13 protein-coding genes are annotated in these 18,475 nt (G+C 67.2%); 9 read left to right on the forward strand and 4 right to left on the reverse strand.

The annotated features are described in order from the left end of the window. Window positions 1–21 precede the first annotated feature (21 nt). A complete protein-coding gene (locus tag ACIQK7_RS07315; protein ID WP_403022763.1) occupies window positions 22–744 on the reverse strand; it encodes a FadR/GntR family transcriptional regulator in 723 nt (240 codons plus the stop codon). Between the two features lie 117 nt (window positions 745–861). On the opposite strand from ACIQK7_RS07315, the gene ACIQK7_RS07320 reads away from it, so the two are divergent. Continuing rightward, window positions 862–2,034: an alcohol dehydrogenase catalytic domain-containing protein gene (locus ACIQK7_RS07320; RefSeq protein WP_403022765.1), complete on the forward strand. Its 1,173-nt coding sequence runs from the start codon at window positions 862–864 to the stop codon at window positions 2,032–2,034. Between the two features lie 6 nt (window positions 2,035–2,040). On the opposite strand, the gene ACIQK7_RS07325 is transcribed toward ACIQK7_RS07320, so the two are convergent. Beyond that, the gene (locus ACIQK7_RS07325; RefSeq protein WP_403022767.1) at window positions 2,041–3,258 is read right to left on the reverse strand and encodes a flavin reductase; all 1,218 of its coding nucleotides are present in this window, start codon (window positions 3,256–3,258) and stop codon (window positions 2,041–2,043) included. Between the two features lie 226 nt (window positions 3,259–3,484). Between ACIQK7_RS07325 and ACIQK7_RS07330 the strand changes: the two genes are divergently transcribed. The 8 genes from ACIQK7_RS07330 (at window position 3,485) to ACIQK7_RS07365 (ending at window position 15,309) form a co-directional block, all read left to right on the forward strand. Then, a complete protein-coding gene (locus ACIQK7_RS07330; protein WP_403022770.1) occupies window positions 3,485–5,071 on the forward strand; it encodes an ABC transporter substrate-binding protein in 1,587 nt (528 codons plus the stop codon). A gap of 80 nt (window positions 5,072–5,151) precedes the next feature. After that, window positions 5,152–5,775, forward strand: coding sequence for an SDR family oxidoreductase (locus ACIQK7_RS07335; protein ID WP_403022773.1), 624 nt, complete (start codon window positions 5,152–5,154; stop codon window positions 5,773–5,775). Window positions 5,776–5,914: 139 nt separating this feature from the next. Next, window positions 5,915–6,856 carry an ABC transporter permease gene (locus tag ACIQK7_RS07340; RefSeq protein WP_403022776.1) on the forward strand — a complete coding sequence of 314 codons (942 nt, stop codon included), beginning with the start codon at window positions 5,915–5,917 and terminating at the stop codon, window positions 6,854–6,856. Window positions 6,857–6,876: 20 nt separating this feature from the next. Further along, on the forward strand, window positions 6,877–8,889 hold the full coding sequence (locus ACIQK7_RS07345) for a dipeptide/oligopeptide/nickel ABC transporter permease/ATP-binding protein (protein ID WP_403022779.1): 2,013 nt from the start codon (window positions 6,877–6,879) through the stop codon (window positions 8,887–8,889). After that, on the forward strand, window positions 8,879–9,886 hold the full coding sequence (locus ACIQK7_RS07350) for an ABC transporter ATP-binding protein (RefSeq protein ID WP_403022780.1): 1,008 nt from the start codon (window positions 8,879–8,881) through the stop codon (window positions 9,884–9,886). The genes ACIQK7_RS07345 and ACIQK7_RS07350 overlap by 11 nt, the downstream gene beginning before the upstream one ends. A gap of 127 nt (window positions 9,887–10,013) precedes the next feature. Continuing rightward, entirely contained in the window at window positions 10,014–12,260 is a 2,247-nt protein-coding gene (locus ACIQK7_RS07355; protein WP_403022783.1) for a zinc-binding dehydrogenase, read from the forward strand. 179 nt (window positions 12,261–12,439) lie between these two features. Beyond that, entirely contained in the window at window positions 12,440–14,245 is a 1,806-nt protein-coding gene (locus ACIQK7_RS07360; RefSeq protein WP_403022785.1) for an FAD-dependent oxidoreductase, read from the forward strand. Then, on the forward strand, window positions 14,245–15,309 hold the full coding sequence (locus ACIQK7_RS07365) for a maleylacetate reductase (protein WP_403022789.1): 1,065 nt from the start codon (window positions 14,245–14,247) through the stop codon (window positions 15,307–15,309). Before ACIQK7_RS07360 ends, ACIQK7_RS07365 begins: the two co-directional genes overlap by 1 nt. 201 nt (window positions 15,310–15,510) lie before the next feature. Here ACIQK7_RS07365 and pntB read toward each other — a convergent pair whose 3' ends face one another. Both pntB and ACIQK7_RS07375 read right to left on the reverse strand, forming a co-directional pair. Next, complete coding sequence (gene pntB / locus ACIQK7_RS07370; protein WP_403022792.1) at window positions 15,511–16,914, reverse strand: Re/Si-specific NAD(P)(+) transhydrogenase subunit beta; 1,404 nt, start codon at window positions 16,912–16,914, stop codon at window positions 15,511–15,513. After that, complete coding sequence (locus tag ACIQK7_RS07375) at window positions 16,911–18,449, reverse strand: Re/Si-specific NAD(P)(+) transhydrogenase subunit alpha (protein ID WP_403022795.1); 1,539 nt, start codon at window positions 18,447–18,449, stop codon at window positions 16,911–16,913. Before ACIQK7_RS07375 ends, pntB begins: the two co-directional genes overlap by 4 nt. Between the last annotated feature and the right edge of the window lie 26 nt (window positions 18,450–18,475).

The following is an 18,475-nucleotide window of genomic DNA, read 5'->3' on the forward strand; positions in this document are numbered from 1 at the left end:
GACAATTAGCGTCTGGAAGCCTCAGCTGGTGGGAGCGCTGGTCGTCTCGTCGATCGTGAGCAGCGAGGTCATCGTTGCCTCTGCGGCATCGGCATCACCGGCGGCGATCGCCTCAACCAGCACGCTCGTGAGCGCTCGCGCCTTCTCGGCCTCTCCCGCGCGCAGCTCCTGCAGGTAGACGCCGATCGCGACCCGACTGACAGCCGATACGAAGGAGCCGAGGAGGCGGTTGCCGGTGGCCTCACCGATGAGGTTGTAGATCGAGGGGCCGATGTCGAACAGCTCGGGGTCTCCATCGCCGCGCTCGGGGTCATCGACCAGCTCGTTCTGGCGCGTGATCAGGGCGCGCATCTCCGCGGCCTGCTCGTCGGTGCGGTTCTCTGCCGCAAGGCGTGCCGCCGGGATCTCGAGTGTGCGACGCACTGCGGTGACCTCGTCGATCGTCAGGGCACCGATCTTGAGAATGGTCTCCAGCGAGCCCGTGATGACGTTGCGCAGCGACTCGTGGTCGATGTTCTGCACGAAGCTGCCGCCGCCCACGCCCGGGGTCTTCGTCACCAGGCCATCCGCGGCGAGGGATTGCAGCGCCTCCCTAACCGTGGAGCGCGCGACCTGGAACTCCTGGGCAAGTGTCGCCTCGCTCGGCAGGCGGTCGCCCCGCTTGAACACTCCCGTCACGATCGCGTCGCGAAGCTGCTTCTCGACTTGCTCGCGCGGACGACGGACCGGGTCTGGTGTGAACATGGGGTCGATCATAGCCATCAGGGTCCCTGTTCGTCCGTTGAATAATGAGTTGACCGCCAAAAAGGCCGATCTGTCAATTATCGGACTATTAGCAGGCACACCGCTACACTGACACGCATGCGCGCGTTAATACTCGATGGCGAGTGGAAGCCCCGTCACGGGTACCGACTCACAGCGGAGGAGACAGAGGGGCGCTGGGCGCGTGAGGCCCGCCAGGTCTGGCGCGAGCCGAAATGGGAGCTGCGGGATGTCGCGGCGCCCGAGCCTCGAGGTGCGCAGGATGTCCTGATCCGCGTACGGGCCGCCGGCATTGCGGTCTCCACCCTGCGGATGACGTCGACCGACGACGAGGGCTATGTGCTCCTCCCATACCGCATGGCATTGCCGGTGATCCCCGGACACGAGTTTGCCGGTGAGGTGGTCGAGGTGGGCGCCGCAGTGACGGGATTCTCCATCGGAGACCCTGTCGCGGTGGAGTCGCTGCGCCCGTGCGGGCGTTGTGCCGCGTGCGTGGCGGGGCATCCGAACTCCTGCCAGGTCGGTGGCTTCGCCGGATTCACGCAGGATGGCGGCCTCGCCGAGTACGCCGTGGTGCCCGCCGCCCGCCTGCGCTCGCTCGTCGACCTGGCCGCGTCCGGCGGGTATGCCGATGTCCATCACCTGGGTGTGCTGTCCGAACCCGCCGCGATCGCCTACGTCGGAATGTTTCAGACCGACCGCCACCTGCGGCCGGGCATGCGCGTCGCCGTCTTCGGGGCGGGCCCCATCGGTCAGGCCGCCGTCGCGCTCGCGCGCTGCGCGGGAGCCGCGGTCGTCTGTGCCTTCGACCCGAGTCCCGTGCGGCGTGACCTGGCGGTGGCGCTCGGCGCGGATGTCGTGGCGCCAGGGGCAGCGGATGGTGAGCGGTCCGAGGAGGTGATCGCTGAGGCGACGCGCGGGCGGGGTGCGGATCTCATCGTCGACGCCACGGGCGATGCATCCGCTGTACTGCCCAGCATCCAGGCGTCGCTCGCTGTTGGCGGCCACACGCTGCAGCTCGGGGTCGGCGGCCCGGCTGCGCAGCTTTCGACCATGAGCACGATGGTGCGCGGTGCCGTGCACTCCTTCAGCATGGGTCATCTCGGCGGCTTCGAGCCCGTCATCGAACTGCAGGCGCGCGGCAGGCTCGACCTGCGCCCCATGATCAGACGCACGTGGGCTCTGGATGACGCGCTCGACGCGCTCGCCGACCCAGAGACGCGACAGGGCGGCAAGAGCCTCATCGTCATGCCCGACCGCAGGGCAGAGTAAGCGTTTCTACGCGAACATCGGGCGCGTCCAGACATCGGTCGCGTTCCAGGTGTCCCCGTCGACAGCGCGCAGTTCGGATTCGATGGCGGCGGCGGCCGCGCGCAGCCCGTCGATCCACTTCGTCACCTGAGCGCCCGTGACGCCCTGTGGCAGCTGTGACAAGCGCAGCAGCATGACGATCTCCCCGTCGGGGTTGAGCACCGGCACCATGACGCCGCCCATGTTGTAACTACGATCTGGCGCGAAGCCCGTGGTGTCGAAGAAGTGCATGAGCCGAGCCATCTGCTCGAGCAGCGTGCGCTCGCGCGCGGGCGTGAGATCGCCTGCCGTGTACTGCGCCATCAGCGTGATCAACTGCTCGCGGTCGTGGCTATCCTCCGCCCCGATCTGGGACGCCGCGTAGCCCTGCTCGCGGAGCGTCTGCAGGCGGCGGCGGTAGCTCTCGATCACCTCGGGGTCCTTCGACGACGTGGTGAGCCAGCGCTCGATGGCCGGCTCGGGCGCCCAGGCGACGTACGCCTCTCCGAGCGGTGGCTTCATCGGCAGCCGCTCACCGAGGCGCTCGGTCATCTGCGCCGAGCCACCGTAGGCGGTCGCCGCGGTCGTCAGTTCCTGCTCGTTGACCGCGACGAGCACTGCGGCCTCGCACTGCTGCTCGCGTGCAAGCTTCTCGATCTGCGGCCGTGCGATCGCGGCGAGGTGGATGCCCGCAATGAGATCCTTGTCGCCGCTCGCGGTCATCCCGTGCGGCGAGAAGCCGCCGTAGCCGCCCTGGAAGAACAGCAGCGGGGTGACCTGGCGGTTCGCTTGGAGCGCGTCCACGGCGCACAGTTGGATGAAGTGATCGCCGGCGTCGTCGAGGCGCTCAGGGCGGCAGTGGATGTACGCAACCGCGCCCTCGAGTTGTGGTGCGCCGGTCGGTGAGGGCGTCCAAGCGACGTGGTCGAACTTATCCGGCCCGCCCGCCGCCATCAGGCGGCAGAGGTCGACCTGGTCGTGAGCGAGCACGTTGATGCAGAACGAGGATGCGCGACGCAGCTGCGAAAATGTGCTGGATGTCGATGTCGGCAGGAAGGCGACCAGCGGCGGGTCGAGCGACACCGACGTGAAGGTGCCGACCACCATTCCGAGGGGGGAGCCATCAACAATCCCGGTGACGACCGTGACGCCGGTGGGATAGTTCCCCATGACCTCGCGGAACTTGAGAGGGTCGATCGTTGACATGCCGAACTCCTTCGTTCGTGACCGAGTAAACAGAACGCCATACTGTCAGACAATTAGCGGAGAATGCAATGGCCGTGCCGCGAAGTGGGGTCTCATTCGCGTAACCCCAAGAACTATAGGCTTGACGGGGCGAAGAGCCGCCGCCTACTGTCTCAATTACTCAGACAATGCTGTCTGAAGCAAACATTCAGACAATAGCGCCCATGCAGGGCCAGAGGGGTACGCAATGATGCGCACGAGGAGAATCCGGCGGTCACTTACCGTCGCAGCCGCCGCCACCCTGATTCTCGGGCTCGCCGCCTGCAGCGGCGGCGACCCAAATTCGAGCGCACCCAATGGGGCCGGCGAGTCGGATGGCGTGCTCACCATCGCGCTTTACGGCGACGCGCTCGACCTCGACACTGCCAACTGCGTTCCAGCGGTCTTCTGCAACGTCGCATACGACACACTCGTGCGGCTTTCACCCGAGGATGGCTCGATCGAGCCCGGCCTCGCGGAATCGTGGGAATGGGTCGATGAGACCCACACGGCGCTGCGGCTGACATTGCGCGACGACGCGAAATTCAACGATGGCTCGCCGCTCACAGGCGACGCAGCTGCTGCCTCATTCATGTCGTACCTCACGGCGCCCGGGCCGTTCGCTGCGCTCAGTTACCCGATCGCAGCCGCGGAGTCTGCAGGCGACAATCAGGTCGACATCATCTTTGCCGAGCCGGTCACCGAACGGTACGCGCTCTACTCGCTCACCGGTCAGAGCGGCATCGGATACATCGTCAGCCCGGCGGCGGCTGCAGACCGCAAGCTCATGGTCGACAAGACGGACGGCATCGGACCATACAAGCTCGACCCAGCGCAGACCCAGAAGGGCGTGCGCTACGTCTACGTGCCGAACCCGGAGTACTACAGCCAGGAGGCCATCGCCTACGAGCGGGTCGTGCTGCAGCCCATGCTCGACCCGGCGGCACGATTGAACGCCGTACGCGCCGGGCAGATCGACTGGGCGTCGAACATCGCGCCAGCCGACCAGGTGACGGCGGAAGATGCCGGTCTCACGATTTCGAAGGGTGTCCACGGCGCGTTCGCTGCGCTCGCCCTTCAGGCGCGCGACTCCGGTCCGCTCGCGGATGTGCGCGTGCGGCAGGCGCTCGCGTACGCAACACCGCGCGAGGAGATCACCACGGCGTTCTACGGTCCGCATGCAACGGCGACCAGCTCCATGGTGCCGCAGGGTGCCGAGGGATATGCGGAAGGCGACGTGGATGCGTACGCGACCGACATCAAGAAGGCGAAGGCGCTGCTTGCTGACGCCGGATATGCCGATGGGCTCAGCATCACCGTCTTCGACCCCGCGTTCTTCGACCCCGGAAACGTCGTTGGCCAGGCGCTCGCGAATGCCTACGCGGAGATCGGCGTCACCGTCGAACTCGTGCCTTTCGAAGGCAATCCGGGCGAGGTGGCAATGCAGCAGGGCCAGTATGACGCCATGGTCATCACCAATGGTGGCAACGGTATCTCTGCGGCCATCTACACGATGTTCCGCCCTGGCGGTGGCCTCGTGAACCCGAAGCAGCTCCCGCTGGACGATGAGTTGAGTTCGCTCATGAAAGCTGCCGCCGCGGCGGATTCGGCCGAGCAGGAAGAGCTGGCAGTGCGGGTCACCGAGCGACTCAACGAGCTGGTGTACGCGGTGCCGATCGCGCAGATCCCAACCGTGCAGGCGATCGTTCCCGGCGTGGAGAACGTTCCCGCCGAGTTCTGGTCGATTACGTCAAACCCGTTCAGCCCGGTCCCCGACCAGGCGTGGCGGGGATGAGCGTCTGACCGAGACGTGACGTCGGCGGGTGCATCCGATTGAAGCGCCGCCGACGTCACGGGTGGTGGGGAGAGGTTCGAATGGATTTGAGTGCGCAGGTCGTGCTAATCGCCGGTGCGGCGACGCCCGTAGGACGATCGGTCGCGGAGTCGCTTGCCGACGAGGGCGCACAGCTAGTGCTCACGGATGTCGTCGATGTCCACCTCGCCGAGGTGGTCGACAGCATCGCCCTCCGCACGGGCAGGCGCCCCGAGCAGTGTCTACTCCGCGTGACGGATCCTGAAGCGTGGTGCATCGCCATCGATGATGCTGAGACCCGGTTCGGACGCCTCGACATCATCGTGAATGCGGCTGAGTGGGACCCGGGGGTGTCGTGGCGGGAGGCTGCTCCGGAGCACTGGTCGCGTGCGGTTGACATCAATCTCATGGGAGTTGTCAACGGGTTCGCCGCCGCGCTGCCCGCGCTTCGCAGGTCCGAGGGAAGCCTCGTTATTGTGGCGCGGGACGCCGCGCTCACAGGGGTGATGGGCGCGTCGGCGAGGTCCGCCGCGCTGGCCTTCGCCCGTTCCGTCCGCCGCGACGTTGCGCCCGAGGTGACCATCGTGACGACGGTCGTTCGGGGCGATTCTGCTCGCCTCGCGGGGAGCGGCATCGTCGCTGGTCTGCGCGCTAGCGATGAGGAGATCACGGTCGGCATCGCATAATGTAATCTGTCCTACAGTTGAACCGGGACGAAAAGGTCCCACAGACTACGGCACCGACATCGAAGTCGGGGAGTGGAGCAATGGTGCTCGAAGTTGAGTCGCAGCGTCGACGACCGCGCGGTCGGGCGGGGGCGGCGCCGTGCTGAAGATCATCGGCTATCGGCTGGGTCTCGCGGTCGTGCTCTTGTTCGTCGTTTCCGTCCTTACATTCGGGTTGACCGCGATCGCGCCGGGGGACCCCGTCGCCACGATCCTCGGCAGTGGCGCGACCCCCGAGGCGGTGGCTGCCATGCGCGCCAGCCTGGGGCTCGATGACCCGATCGCGACGCAGTACTGGCGATGGCTGCAGGGCGCCATCGTCGGCGACTTCGGCGAGTCGATGGTCACCGCGCAGCCCGTTGCGGATGCGATCGGCGACCGCCTGCCCACCACCCTCTCCCTCGTGCTGCTGGCGACCGCCGTCGCCGCGGTGGCCGGTATCACACTCGGCATGACGAGCGCGATTCGTGGCGGCATCCTCGGGCGCGTCACCGACGTGCTCGCCGTCGCCGGCTACGTCATCCCCAACTTCTGGCTCGGTCTGATCCTCGTGCTCGTCTTCGCGGTCCAGCTCGGCGTGCTCCCCGCGACCGGCTACGTGGGACTCACGCAGGATCCGGCCGGATGGCTACGATCCCTCATCCTGCCCGTCATCGCGGTGTCGCTCATGGGAGTCACCGCGATCGCCAAGCAGACCCGCGATGCCATGCGTCAGGTCATGGGGGCGGAGTTCGTCACGGTGCTGCGCGCCGACGGCTTCTCTGAGCGGCGGATCATCTTCTCCCACGCCCTGCGCAATGCGGCGATCCCGATTGTGACGGGCACGGGTGTCCTCTTCATCGGCATGTTCGGTGCCACCGTGCTCGTCGAGTCTGTCTTCGTCCTCCCGGGGATCGGGACCCTCGCCGTCTCTGCGGCTCGAAGCGGTGACATCACGACGCTCCAGGGCGTCGCCGTCGTCTTCTGCATCGTGGTGATCGTGGCGAACGTTCTTGTCGATCTGATCTATGGCTGGCTCAACCCGAAGGTGCGTGCGCATTGACTCTTACCTCGACAATGGCGGTGCCTGCACCGCCGCCGCGCACGTGGGCCAACGTCGTCCGGGCGTTCCTCCGGAACAAGCTCGCCACCTCGGCTCTGACACTGCTCGTCGCCATCGTCGCCGCCTGCCTGGCAGCGCCCCTCATTTTTCCCGAGGGGCCGAATGCGGGATCGCTCGTTGACTCATTGACCGGCCCGAGCGCCGCTCACTGGCTCGGCACCGATCAGCTGGGACGAGACCTGCTCGCCCGGGCCCTTTACGGTGGCCAGGCAACGCTTTTCAACGCGCTGCTCGTCACGCTCGTCGCGCTGCTCGTTGCGGTGCCGCTCGGAATGGCAGCCGGGTACGCCGGACGCGTGGTGGACCGCGCGATCATGTTCGTCACCGACATCGGTCTGGCGATCCCAGCCATGGTCGTGATGCTCGTCGTGATGTCGCTCTTCAAGGGTTACGTCTGGGTGGCCATGCTCGTGCTGGGCTTCCTGCTGGCGCCACCCATTGTGCGCAACATCCGTGGTCCGGCCATGGCGGTGCGCAACGAGCTCTTCATCGATGCGGCTCGACTCGCGGGCCTCTCCGCCGCGCGGATCGTGGTCAAGCATGTACTTCCACGGATTATCGGGCCGGTGCTCGTGCAGACCGCGCTGGCTGCCGCCATCGCGCTGCAGTTCGCTGTCGGCCTGTCGTTCCTCGGGTTCGGCGCCGAGCCGCCGAATCCCGACTGGGGCAAGATCATCGCTGAAGGTTCCCAGGTGCTCAACAAGAGCCCGTGGCCGGTGCTGGTCGGCGGTCTGTCGCTGGGGCTCACGACCCTCTCCCTGGTGCTGATCGGCGACGGCGTGCGGGATGTGGCCGTGGACATGTGGGCCGGCGCTCCCGTCCGCAAGCGACGTGCGCGCCGACGTGCGCGTCGACGTGCGCGGGCGAACCGCGAGGCGCGCGAGGCGGTCGAGCTCGTTTCGCAGGATGCCGCCCCGAGCGCATCCTCCTTCGCTGCGGCATCTGCGTCGACGACCGCGGAGACCCTGTTGGAGGTGCGCGGCCTGTCTGTCTCGTTCGAGGTCGAGGGCGCGCCACGTCGCGTCGTCAGTGACGTGGACCTCGATATCGCGCCGGGAGAGACGCTTGCGATCGTCGGTGAGTCTGGTTGCGGCAAGACGTCGGTGGCGCGTGCGATCGCACGGCTGCTGCCGCAGGGTGGAGAGATCGCCGCGGGTACGGTGCGGTTCGGAGATCTGGATGTTGCGGGGCTGCGCGGCAAACGACTCTACGACTATCGCCGGAGTGCTGTGAGCTACATTGCGCAGGACCCGATGACCGCTCTCGATCCGACGCTGCGCGTCGGTGTGCTGCTGCGCCGCATCGTTCAGGCGAGCGACGGTGGGTCGCGCAAGCAGGCCGACCGCCGTGTGCGGGAGTTGCTCGAGCAGGTGCAGTTGCCCGACCCGGAGTCGGTTGCGCACCGTTATCCGCATGAGCTCTCGGGTGGGATGGCGCAGCGCATTGGCATCGCTCGGGCCATCGCCACGCGGCCTCAGTTGCTGATTGCTGACGAGCCGACGACGGCACTTGACGTCACGGTGCAGTCGGAGATCCTCGCGCTGCTGCGTTCAATCCAGGATGTCTACGGCATGGCGATCCTGCTCGTCAGCCACGACTGGGGTGTGGTCACCGAGATGTGCGATCGCGCCGTGGTGATGTACGCGGGGGAGGTCGTCGAGCGTGGCGAGATCGCCGAAGTCGTCAACCGGGCGGCGCATCCCTACACCGCCGCGCTGCTCGCGTGCCGCCCGTCCCAGATTGTGGATGATGCGGCGTTGCTGCCGACCATCCGCGGCACGGTCGCCGCCCCGGGCAGCTGGCCCATCGGATGTCGTTTCGCGGCGCGCTGCGACTTCCGCACTGAGGCCTGCGTTGCGCAGCCGATCGCGATCGCACCGGGCACCCTGGGCCATGCGGCGCGCTGTATACATCCGACCGCTGACCTTCGTATGGGTCTGAAGGAAGAAGAGGTGTCGGCATATGTCGGCTGAGGCGCTGCTTGAGGTGAAGGATCTGACGGTCGAGTACCGACGCGGGGGGAAGCGTGTTCTCGGCGTTTCGAACGTGACGTTCTCGGTCGCACCGGGCCAGGCCGTGGGGCTCGTCGGCGAGTCAGGCTCGGGCAAGACGACGATCGGCCGGGCAATCCTTGGCCTCGTGCCGCTCAGCGGCGGCACGATCACATTCGACGGGGTCGACGTCACGAGCGAGGCGCATCGCCGACGGCGAAGCGAGCCCGGGCAGGTGCGCGCTATCTTCCAAGATCCGTACAGCTCGCTGAATCCGTCGCTGCCGGTGGGTGTCAGCGTCGCCGAGGAGGTGAAAGGGGGCCGCAGGGTGCGTGCGGAGACCTTCGCCCGCATCGCGGATCTCTTCGAACGGGTCGGTCTGCCCTACGCCATCGCCGCGAGCTACCCGGCCAAGCTCTCAGGCGGCCAGCGGCAGCGCATAGCAATCGCGCGTGCCCTGATGAGCGAGCCGCGGCTGATTGTCTGTGACGAGCCGGTCAGCGCCCTCGACGTCTCCGTGCAGGCGCAGGTGTTGAACGTGCTGAGGGGAATGCGCGCCGAGCGCAACCTGAGTACCTGCTTCATCGGCCATGATCTCGATGTCGTTCGGTATATGTCCGACTGGATCATCGTGCTCTATCGGGGGCAGATCCTTGAGGACGGGCCGGCGAAGACCGTGGCGCAGACGCCGCGGCATCCGTACACGCAGGCGCTGGTTGCCTCCGCCCCGAAAGCCGCTGTCACAGGCGCTCGCCAGCAGCAAGCCACGCGTACGCGCGACCCGAGGCCCGAGCCCAGGGCAGGCGAGGGCTGCCCGTTTGCGCCGCGCTGCCCGATTGTTTCGGCGCAGTGCTGGACCGAGCAGCCGCCCGTCTACGTCGAGGCGGATGGTGGGCGAATCGCGTGCCACAACTATGTCCCTGAGGCGGCTAGGGCCGGTGCGATCGGTCTGACTGCCGCGCCTAAACTGGCGAGTTGACAAATGTCAGTCATTTCACCTAGCCTCGGTTCATGGCGCGAGGCGCCGAATCGTGAATGAGCGGAAGCAGCCGGTGCGCGAAGATGCGTCCTCCGGCGCCGCGAGACCCAGAGAAGGGCGCATGCAAATGAGCATTGCCGAAACGACGCGCACCGCCCCGGTGGAGCCGGCATCGTATGGAGCCGGGGACCCGGAGTTCGATGCGACGACGGACCGATTCATCGAGCGAGCCAAGGTGCTCATCCCGACCCTCCGCGCGCGAGCGCAGGAAGCGGAGGCGCTGCGCTACCAGCCCCCGCAGACCATCAAGGACGCCGAGTTCCTGATGGACATGCTCACGCCCAAGGTGTGGGGCGGACACGGCCTGGGTTCACGCGCCCTCGCCGAGGTCTCCCGAGTGCTGGCACACGGCGACACGTCGGCCGCATGGGCCCTCGGATTCCTGATCGAGCACAGCTGGATGGCCGCGCACCTGCCGCTCAAGGCGCAGGAGGAGATCTTCAAGGACACGACGTTCGTGCTCGCGTCGGCGCCCCTGACCCCCGCGGGCAAGGCCGAGAAGGTCGACGGAGGATTTCGTCTGACCGGCACGTTCAAGTACGCGTCGGGCCTCTGGAACTCGACGCACACCTTCGCGTCGTCGATGGTCACGCTCGACGGCGTGATGACGGCGATGACCTTCTTCGTTCCGCTCGACCAGCCCGGCGTCACGGTCAACGACGACTGGTTCATGTCGGGGATGGCCGCCACGGGCAGCGCGAGTGTAAGCATGGACGAAGTGTTCGTGCCGGAGCACTTCGGCATCCCGCTCGAGGAGATGCTCTCGATCGAGAAGCACCCGGGCACCGTGCACGCGGAGAAGTTCCTGCGGTACCCCCCGTACGCCAGCCTCGGGATGATGATCACGGGCATCGCGCTCGGCTCGGCCGAGGCCGTCGTCGACATCGTCAAGCAGCGCCTTGGCACCACCCGCGCGTTCGGTGGGGCCACGCGTCAGGATCTGCCGCAGTCGCGCATGCGCTTCGCGACAGCGTGGGAGAAGCTGCGGATGGCGCAGCTCCTGTACTACAAGATCCTCGACGACTCGATCGAGAAGTGTGATGCGCTCGAGGCGTGGACCCAGCAGGAGATCGGGCAGATCGAGCTCGACCAGACCACGATCGTGCACGCGGCGCAGGAGATCATCGGCCTCCTCTGCGACGGCATGGGCTCGAGCCCGTACCAGACGAAGGACCCCCTGCAGCGCTACCGTCGCGACATCGACGTCATCGCGAATCACGCCTTCATGGACTGGGACCTCGTCGGTGAGCGGTCCATCCGCTACGTGCTTGGTCTCGGCTCCCGCTCGACCGATATGTTCCGCAACCAGATCACTTCGCAGGGTGGCGTGTCGAAAGACCGCCTCGGCGAGGGAAACGTCAAGGAGAAGACCACCATGAAGGCAGCTGTACTGAAGGAGGTGGCCGGTGTCCCGGTCATCGACGAGTTCGCGGCACCGAACCCGGAGCCCGGTGAGCAGATCGTCGACGTCGTCGTCGCCGCGCTCAACCCGATCGACCTTCGCCTGGCAGCTGGCGGCCCGTTCGGCCCGCCCATCGTGCCGTCGGTCGTCGGCTCGGAGGGTGTCGGGCGTCTCGCCGACGGCACCCGCGTCTACTTCAGCGATGTCAAGGCCCCATACGGTGCTCTCGCCGAGCAGGCACTGCTCGGCGACCGCTCGCGCTACTACCCGATCCCCGAGGGCCTCGACGACGGTCTCGCGGCGGCGCTCGGAACGTCGGGCGTCACCGCCCTGACCGCCCTGCAGTGGCGTGCCCAGCTTCGCGCGGGCGATGAGGTCCTCGTGCTCGGCGCAACGGGTGCCGTGGGTCAGATCGGCGCACAGGCCGCCAAGCTGCTCGGCGCGAGCCGCGTCGTCGGCGCGGGCCGCAGCGTCGAGACCCTCGAGAAGCTCAAGGCCGACGGCAAGATCGACGACTACGTCGTGCTGACCGGCGAGGAAGGCGACGCCGAGGCGATCAAGTCGGCCGCGCACGTTGGCTATGACGTCGTGCTCGACACGGTCATGGGCCCGGCATTCGCCGCGGCGCTGCCCGCCACCAAGATCGGCGCCCGCTACGTCGTGGTCGGCATGTCCGGTGGACAGCCCGCGACGACGATCGCCTACCCGTTCCTGACCGGCCGCAGTGTCTTCGGTCACCTCAAGCCGATCGTCCCGCTCGACGAGTGGGAGGCTGCCTACCAGCAGCTCGTTGGCTGGGCCAACGCCGGCCAGCTGACTCTCGAGGTCGAGCGCGTGCCCCTGAGCAGCCTCGGCGACGTGTGGCCCAACATCGCCAAGGGCCAGCACCGGAAGCTCGTCGTCGAAATCTGACGCACGATCGACACGGGAGGGGGCGCCGGCACAGTGCCCCCTCTCGCGTCTCCGGTTTCGTGAGTGGAACATGACCCACCACACTCAAAGCACGGCGCCCCCGGGAGTCGCGACGATGACCGGCGGAGGCGCCACCTACCAACGAAGGAGTGCCCCATGAACGCTGTAAGGACAGACCAATGACGGTATTTGACGATGGGATCGCGGCGACCGAGCTCGGAAAGCACGGCATGGTCGAGACGGATGTGCTCGTGGTGGGCTCCGGCCCGAGCGGCGCGGCGATGTCGCTCGCGCTGTCGACGTACGGCATCCCGAACATCAACGTCACCAAGTACCGGTGGACGGCGAACACTCCCCGTGCCCACATCACCAACCAGCGTGCCATGGAGTTCTTCCGCGACATGGGCGTGCTCGCCGATGTTGAGCGCGAGGCGACCCCGCACGAGCTGGTCGGCGACACGGTCTTCTGCTCGGCCATCGCCGGCGAGGAGTTCGGCCGCATCCGGGCTTGGGGCACGAGCCCTCGTCGCCACGCCGACTACGAGTCCGCGTCGCCGGTGCTCAACTCCGACATGCCGCAGCACCTCCTCGAGCCGATCCTGGTCAAGCACGCCGCTGCGCGTGGCTCGCAGGTGCGCTTCTCGGCCGAGTACGTGCGGCACGAGCAGGACGCCACGGGCGTCACCACGACCGTGCTCGACCGCACCACGGGTCTCGAGTACACGGTGCGCTCGAAGTATCTCTATGGGGCAGACGGTGCCCGCTCGAAGGTCGCCGCAGACATTGGCCTCGACTTCGAGGGCCAGATGGACATCGCAGGCTCGATGAACATCACCTTCAAGGCAGACCTGGAGCACCTCGTCGGCCACCGCCCCTCAGTGCTCTACTGGGTGGTCAAGCCAGGCGCGAACGTTGGCGGCATCGGTGCGGGTCTTGTGCGCATGGTTCGTCCGTGGAACGAGTGGCTGATCGTCTGGGGTTATGACATCAACCAGCCGGCGCCCTCGATCGACTTCGAGGCTGCGAAGGAGATCGTGTTTGACCTGCTGGGCACGCGCGAGATCGACGTCGAGATCACCGGCACGAGCCTCTGGGGCAACAACGAGATGTACGCCACGACGGTGTCGAACGGGCGCGTGTTCTGTGGCGGCGACGCGATCCACCGCCACCCACCGTCGAACGGCCTCGGCTCGAACACCTCCATCCAGGACTCCTACAACCTCGCCTGGAAGCTCGCGGCGGTGCTGAGGGGCTACGCCGGCGCGAACCTACTCGAGAGCTACCAGGCTGAGCGCGCGCCGGTCGCGAAGCAGATCGTGACGCGCGCGAACCAGTCGTCGCGCGAGTTCGGCGGGTTCTTCGACGCGCTGGGCGTGACGAGCGCCGAGGACCAGCAGGGGATGCTCGACGCCATCGCCGAGCGCACGTTGGACACGGATGCCGGACGCGCCCGTCGAGCTGCCCTGATTGGGGCGATGGAGCTGAAGAACTACGAGTTCAACGCGCACGGCGTCGAGCTTGGGCAGTTCTACGAGTCGAATGCGGTCGTCTCGGACGGTAGCCCAAAGCCGTCGACCGAGGGCCTGGACCCGGAGCTGTACTACACGCCCGGCACTGCCCCCGGCGCCCCACTGCCGCACGCGTGGGTGGGTGACAGCACACAGCGGCTGTCGACCCTCGACCTGGCGCCTTCCACCCAGTTCACGGTCTTCACCGGCATCGCGGGTGACCCGTGGGCCGAGGCGGCCGAGCGCATCGCGGCGCGCACCGGCATCCCTGTCAAGGCCGTCGTGATCGGCCCCGGCCGCCAGGTCACCGACCTGTACTACGACTGGGCGAAGCTGCGCGGCGTCGAGGAGGACGGAGTTCTGCTCGTGCGCCCCGACAAGATCGTCGCGTTCCGCTCGATCTCGAGGGTGGATGATCCTGAGGCGGCCCTTGAGGCGGCGCTCAATGCTGTGCTCAGCCGGGAGAACGCACACTGATGAGTATCGCCTTTGACCACACCACGCTCGGGCAGCGGGTGCTGTTCGGCACCGGGCGTGCGCGCGAGAACGCCGTGGCCGCGATCGAGGGCCTCGGCGCCAGCCGCGTGCTGCTCATCGCCGACGCGTTCGCGATGGAGGTCTCTGACGAGATCGCCGCCGCTGCTCCCGTTGTCGCGCGCATCCATGACATCGTCCAGCATGTTCCCGTCGAGAACGCGCGGGCCGCGGTGGCGCTGGCTGAGGAGGAGCGGATCGACGCGATCGTCACGATCGGAGGTGGATCGTCCACCGGCCTGGCAAAGGTGGTCGCACGCGATACCGGGCTGCCGATCATCGCGATTCCGTCGACCTTTGCTGGATCCGAGGCAACGAACGTCTGGGGGCAGACCGAGGGATCGCGCAAGACCACCGGCGTCGACGACCGCGTGCTTCCAAGAGTCATCGTGTACGACGCCGCCCTGTCCGCGTCCCTGCCGGCCCATCTCGCCACCGCGAGCGGACTGAACGCGGTGGCGCACGCCGTCGATGGGTTCTGGGCGCCACGGGCAGACCCGATCAACGCCGCTCTCGGCACCGAGGGCATCCGTGCACTGTTCCCTGGACTGCGAGCGCTTCACGCCGACCCGGACGACATCAATGCGCGCGAGCAGACCCTCTACGGTGCCTACCTCGCGGCGGTCGCGTTCGCGTCGGCTGGCAGCGGCATGCATCACAAGATCTGCCATGTGCTCGGCGGCGCATACGCACTGTCACATGCCGAGATGCACGCAATCGTGCTCGCCTATGTGACCGCGTTCAATGCCCCGGCCGCTCCGGATGCTGCGGACCGCGTCTCTTCCGCTCTCGGGGGAGCATCCGCGGCGGCCGGCCTGTATGACCTGCGGGCCTCGCTCGGTGTCGTCGGCTCACTCGCCGAACTCGGGCTGAAGGAGGAGGACATCCCCGAGGCCGCGCGCCTTGCGGCTGAGGCGATCCCGGCATCCAATCCCCGCAAGGTTGAGTTGTCCGACGTCGAGGGAATCATCCGCGCGGCGTGGGCTGGCGAGCCCGTGGAGGGGTGACGCGCCCCGGCCCCTAACCAGGACTGAAGGCCCCGAATCCCAGTGAGTCATTGGGAGTCGGGGCCTTTGTCGTTCATCCGTTGCTCGCCTGCGGGAGGGCCCGTTCAGGTGTTCTTCGACGGCAGCGAGTGAGGGATCGTAAACACCAACGGGCAGGCCCGACCGTGAGGTCGACCTGCCCGTCGGTGTGCGCCGGATGCGTCAGAGGGTGCGGAGGATGTCCTCCACGCGCTCCTTGGCGTCTCCGAAGAGCATCTGCGCGTTCTCGCGGAAGAACAGCGGGTTCTGTACGCCCGCGTAGCCGGAGGCCATCGACCGCTTGAACACGACGACGTTACGCGCCTCCCATGCCCGCAGCACCGGCATGCCCGCGATGGGCGAGCTGGGGTCCTCTGCAGCGGCGGGGTTGACGGTGTCGTTCGCGCCGATGACGAGCACGACGTCGGTTTCCGCGAGCTCGTCGTTGATCTCATCCATCTCGAGGACGATGTCGTAGGGCACCTTCGCCTCTGCCAGCAGCACGTTCATGTGCCCGGGCAGGCGGCCAGCGACGGGATGGATGCCGAAGCGCACCTCGACACCACGCTCACGTAGGCGGCTCGCGAGTTCCGCGACCGGGTACTGCGCCTGCGCGACGGCCATGCCGTAGCCGGGGGTGATGACGACGCTCGAGGCGCCAGCCAGCAGCTCGGCCGTGGCCTCGGCGTCGATCTCGCGGTGCTCGCCCTGGTCTTCGTCCCCGCCCTTGGCGGGTGCTTCGATGCCGAAGCCTCCCGCGATGACGGAGATGAAGGAGCGGTTCATCGCCTTGCACATGATGTACGACAGGTAGGCACCCGAGGAGCCGACGAGCGCACCCGTGACGATGAGCAGGTCGTTCGAGAGCAGGAAGCCCGCGGCGGCCGCAGCCCAACCCGAGTAGCTGTTCAGCATCGAGACGACGACGGGCATGTCGCCGCCGCCGATCGAGGCGACCAGGTGCCATCCGAGGAGCAGTGCCAGCACCGTGACCGTGACGAGGAGCCACATTTCGGGGGTGATGACGTACCAGACCGTCAGTGCGACGAACGCGACGAGGGCCCCCAGGTTGAGGAAGTTCTTGCCCGGCAGCACGAGCGGCTTCGACGACATGCGTGCCGACAGCTTGAGGAACGCCACGATGGAACCGGTCAGCGTCACACCACCGATGAACACACCGATGAAGACTTCCGCGTGATGGATATCCTTCAGTGCGCCCTCAAGGTGCGGCGCGTCGAGGGCGCCGTTCCAGCCGACGAGCACGGCAGCGGCACCCACGAAGGAGTGCAGCAGGGCGATGAGCTCGGGCATGCCCGTCATCTCGACGACGCGTGCGCGCCAGAGGCCGATCACGGCGCCGACGATCATCACGACGACGAGGATGCCGAGGCCGAGCATGCCGGCTGGGCTGTCCCAGGCGTTCTGCACGGCGATGACACCGGTTGCGATGAGCGCGATCGCCATACCGGCGATGCCGAACGTGACGCCGCGGCGGGCCGTCTCGTGCTTGCTCAGCCCAGCGAGGCTGAGGATGAACAACAGTGCGGCGATCAGGTACGCCGCCCCCGCGATTGTGGTGGCGCTCACTGCTGGGCTCCCTTCGAGAACATGCTGAGCATTCGACGGGTCACCGCGAAGCCACCGAACACGTTGATGCTGGCCACGAGCACGGCGATGCCGGCGAGGATCTGCACGACGAGGTTCTCGGAACCGAGCTGCAGGATCGCGCCGACAATGATGATGCCCGAGATCGCATTCGTCACGCTCATGAGCGGGGTGTGGAGGGCGTGTGCGACCTTACCGATGACGTAGAAGCCGACGACGACCGAGAGCGCCAGCACCGTGAAGTGCTGTGGCAGCGGCTCGGGCGCGACCGCGACCACGAAGAACAAGAGGGCGATGCCGAGGCCGTAGAGCGTGTACTTCGCTCCCGCCGACATCTTCTTCTTTTCCTTGGCGGGCTCGACGGATGCCTCGGGCGCCTTCGCGGGCGCGGCCGAGACCTGCGCGGGGGGCGGAGGCCAGGTGCCCTCGCCGTTGCGCACCACCGTGACGGAGCGCTGCACGATGTCGTCGAAGTCGATCGTGAGCTGCCCGTCCTTGCCGGGGGTGAGGAGTTTCAGCAGGTTGAGCAGGTTGGTGCCGTAGAGCTGCGAGGCCTGGGCGGGAAGACGCCCGGCCAGGTCGGTGTAGCCCAGGATGATCACGCCGTTGTCGGTGACGACGCGCTCGCCGGCGACCGAGCCCTCGACGTTGCCGCCGGAACCCGCCGCCATGTCGACGATCACGCTGCCCGGCTTCATGGTTGCGACATCCGCCGCCGTGATCAGCCGCGGCGCAGGCCGCCCGGGGATCTGGGCGGTCGTGATGATGATGTCGACCTCAGCCGCCTGCTCGGAGTAGATCTCGGCAGCTCGCCGGTCGTAGTCCTCGCTCGTGGCCTTGGCGTAGCCGTCGGTGGACTGCTCCACCTCGACCTCGACCTTGAGGTACTCGCCACCGATGGACTTGACCTGGTCGGCGACCTCGGGGCGCGGGTCGGTCGCGCGCACGATCGCGCCGAGGCTCGATGCGGCGCCGATCGCGGCAAGTCCGGCGACACCGGCGCCCGCGACGAGCACCTTGGCGGGCGGAACCTTGCCCGCCGCCGTCACCTGTCCCGTGAAGAACCAACCGAACTCGTGGGCCGCCTCGACGACGGCACGGTAGCCGGAGATGTTCGCCATCGATGACAGCACGTCCATCGACTGGGCGCGCGAGATGCGGGGCACGGCGTCCATGGCGAGGGCGGTGATGCCGCGGGTCTCGAGCGACTCGCGAATCTCGGGGCGGAGCCCGGGCGCAAGCAGGCCGATGAGCGTGGCTCCGTCGGCGAGCAGTGCGACCTCATCCGGCGTCGGCGCCTCGACCTTCAACACGATGTCTGAGGCCCAGGCGGTGGCGCGGTCGACGACCTGCGCTCCTGCCGCGACGTATGCCGGATCTGCGAATGACGCTGACGCGCCAGCTCCCGATTCCACGACGACCTCGTACCCGAGCTGGATCAGCTTGGGGACTGTCTGCGGCGTCGCCGAGACTCTCGTCTCCTTGTCGCGCTCGGTGACAATACCGATGCGTGCCATGCAACTTCCTCTCTGAAATCACCGCG

Origin of the sequence: Salinibacterium sp. GXW1014 (genome assembly GCF_044769865.1) — a bacterium.
Classification (GTDB): domain Bacteria; phylum Actinomycetota; class Actinomycetes; order Actinomycetales; family Microbacteriaceae; genus Homoserinimonas.

Bases quoted from the DNA above. Each gene is read 5' to 3' on its own strand.
- ACIQK7_RS07315 (WP_403022763.1), bottom strand. From the start codon at position 744: ATGTTCACACCAGACCCGGTCCGTCGTCCGCGCGAGCAAGTCGAGAAG.
- ACIQK7_RS07320 (WP_403022765.1), top strand. From the start codon at position 862: ATGCGCGCGTTAATACTCGATGGCGAGTGGAAGCCCCGTCACGGGTAC.
- ACIQK7_RS07325 (WP_403022767.1), bottom strand. From the start codon at position 3,258: ATGTCAACGATCGACCCTCTCAAGTTCCGCGAGGTCATGGGGAACTAT.
- ACIQK7_RS07330 (WP_403022770.1), top strand. From the start codon at position 3,485: ATGATGCGCACGAGGAGAATCCGGCGGTCACTTACCGTCGCAGCCGCC.
- ACIQK7_RS07335 (WP_403022773.1), top strand. From the start codon at position 5,152: ATGGATTTGAGTGCGCAGGTCGTGCTAATCGCCGGTGCGGCGACGCCC.
- ACIQK7_RS07350 (WP_403022780.1), top strand. From the start codon at position 8,879: ATGTCGGCTGAGGCGCTGCTTGAGGTGAAGGATCTGACGGTCGAGTAC.
- ACIQK7_RS07355 (WP_403022783.1), top strand. From the start codon at position 10,014: ATGAGCATTGCCGAAACGACGCGCACCGCCCCGGTGGAGCCGGCATCG.
- ACIQK7_RS07360 (WP_403022785.1), top strand. From the start codon at position 12,440: ATGACGGTATTTGACGATGGGATCGCGGCGACCGAGCTCGGAAAGCAC.
- ACIQK7_RS07365 (WP_403022789.1), top strand. From the start codon at position 14,245: ATGAGTATCGCCTTTGACCACACCACGCTCGGGCAGCGGGTGCTGTTC.
- ACIQK7_RS07375 (WP_403022795.1), bottom strand. From the start codon at position 18,449: ATGGCACGCATCGGTATTGTCACCGAGCGCGACAAGGAGACGAGAGTC.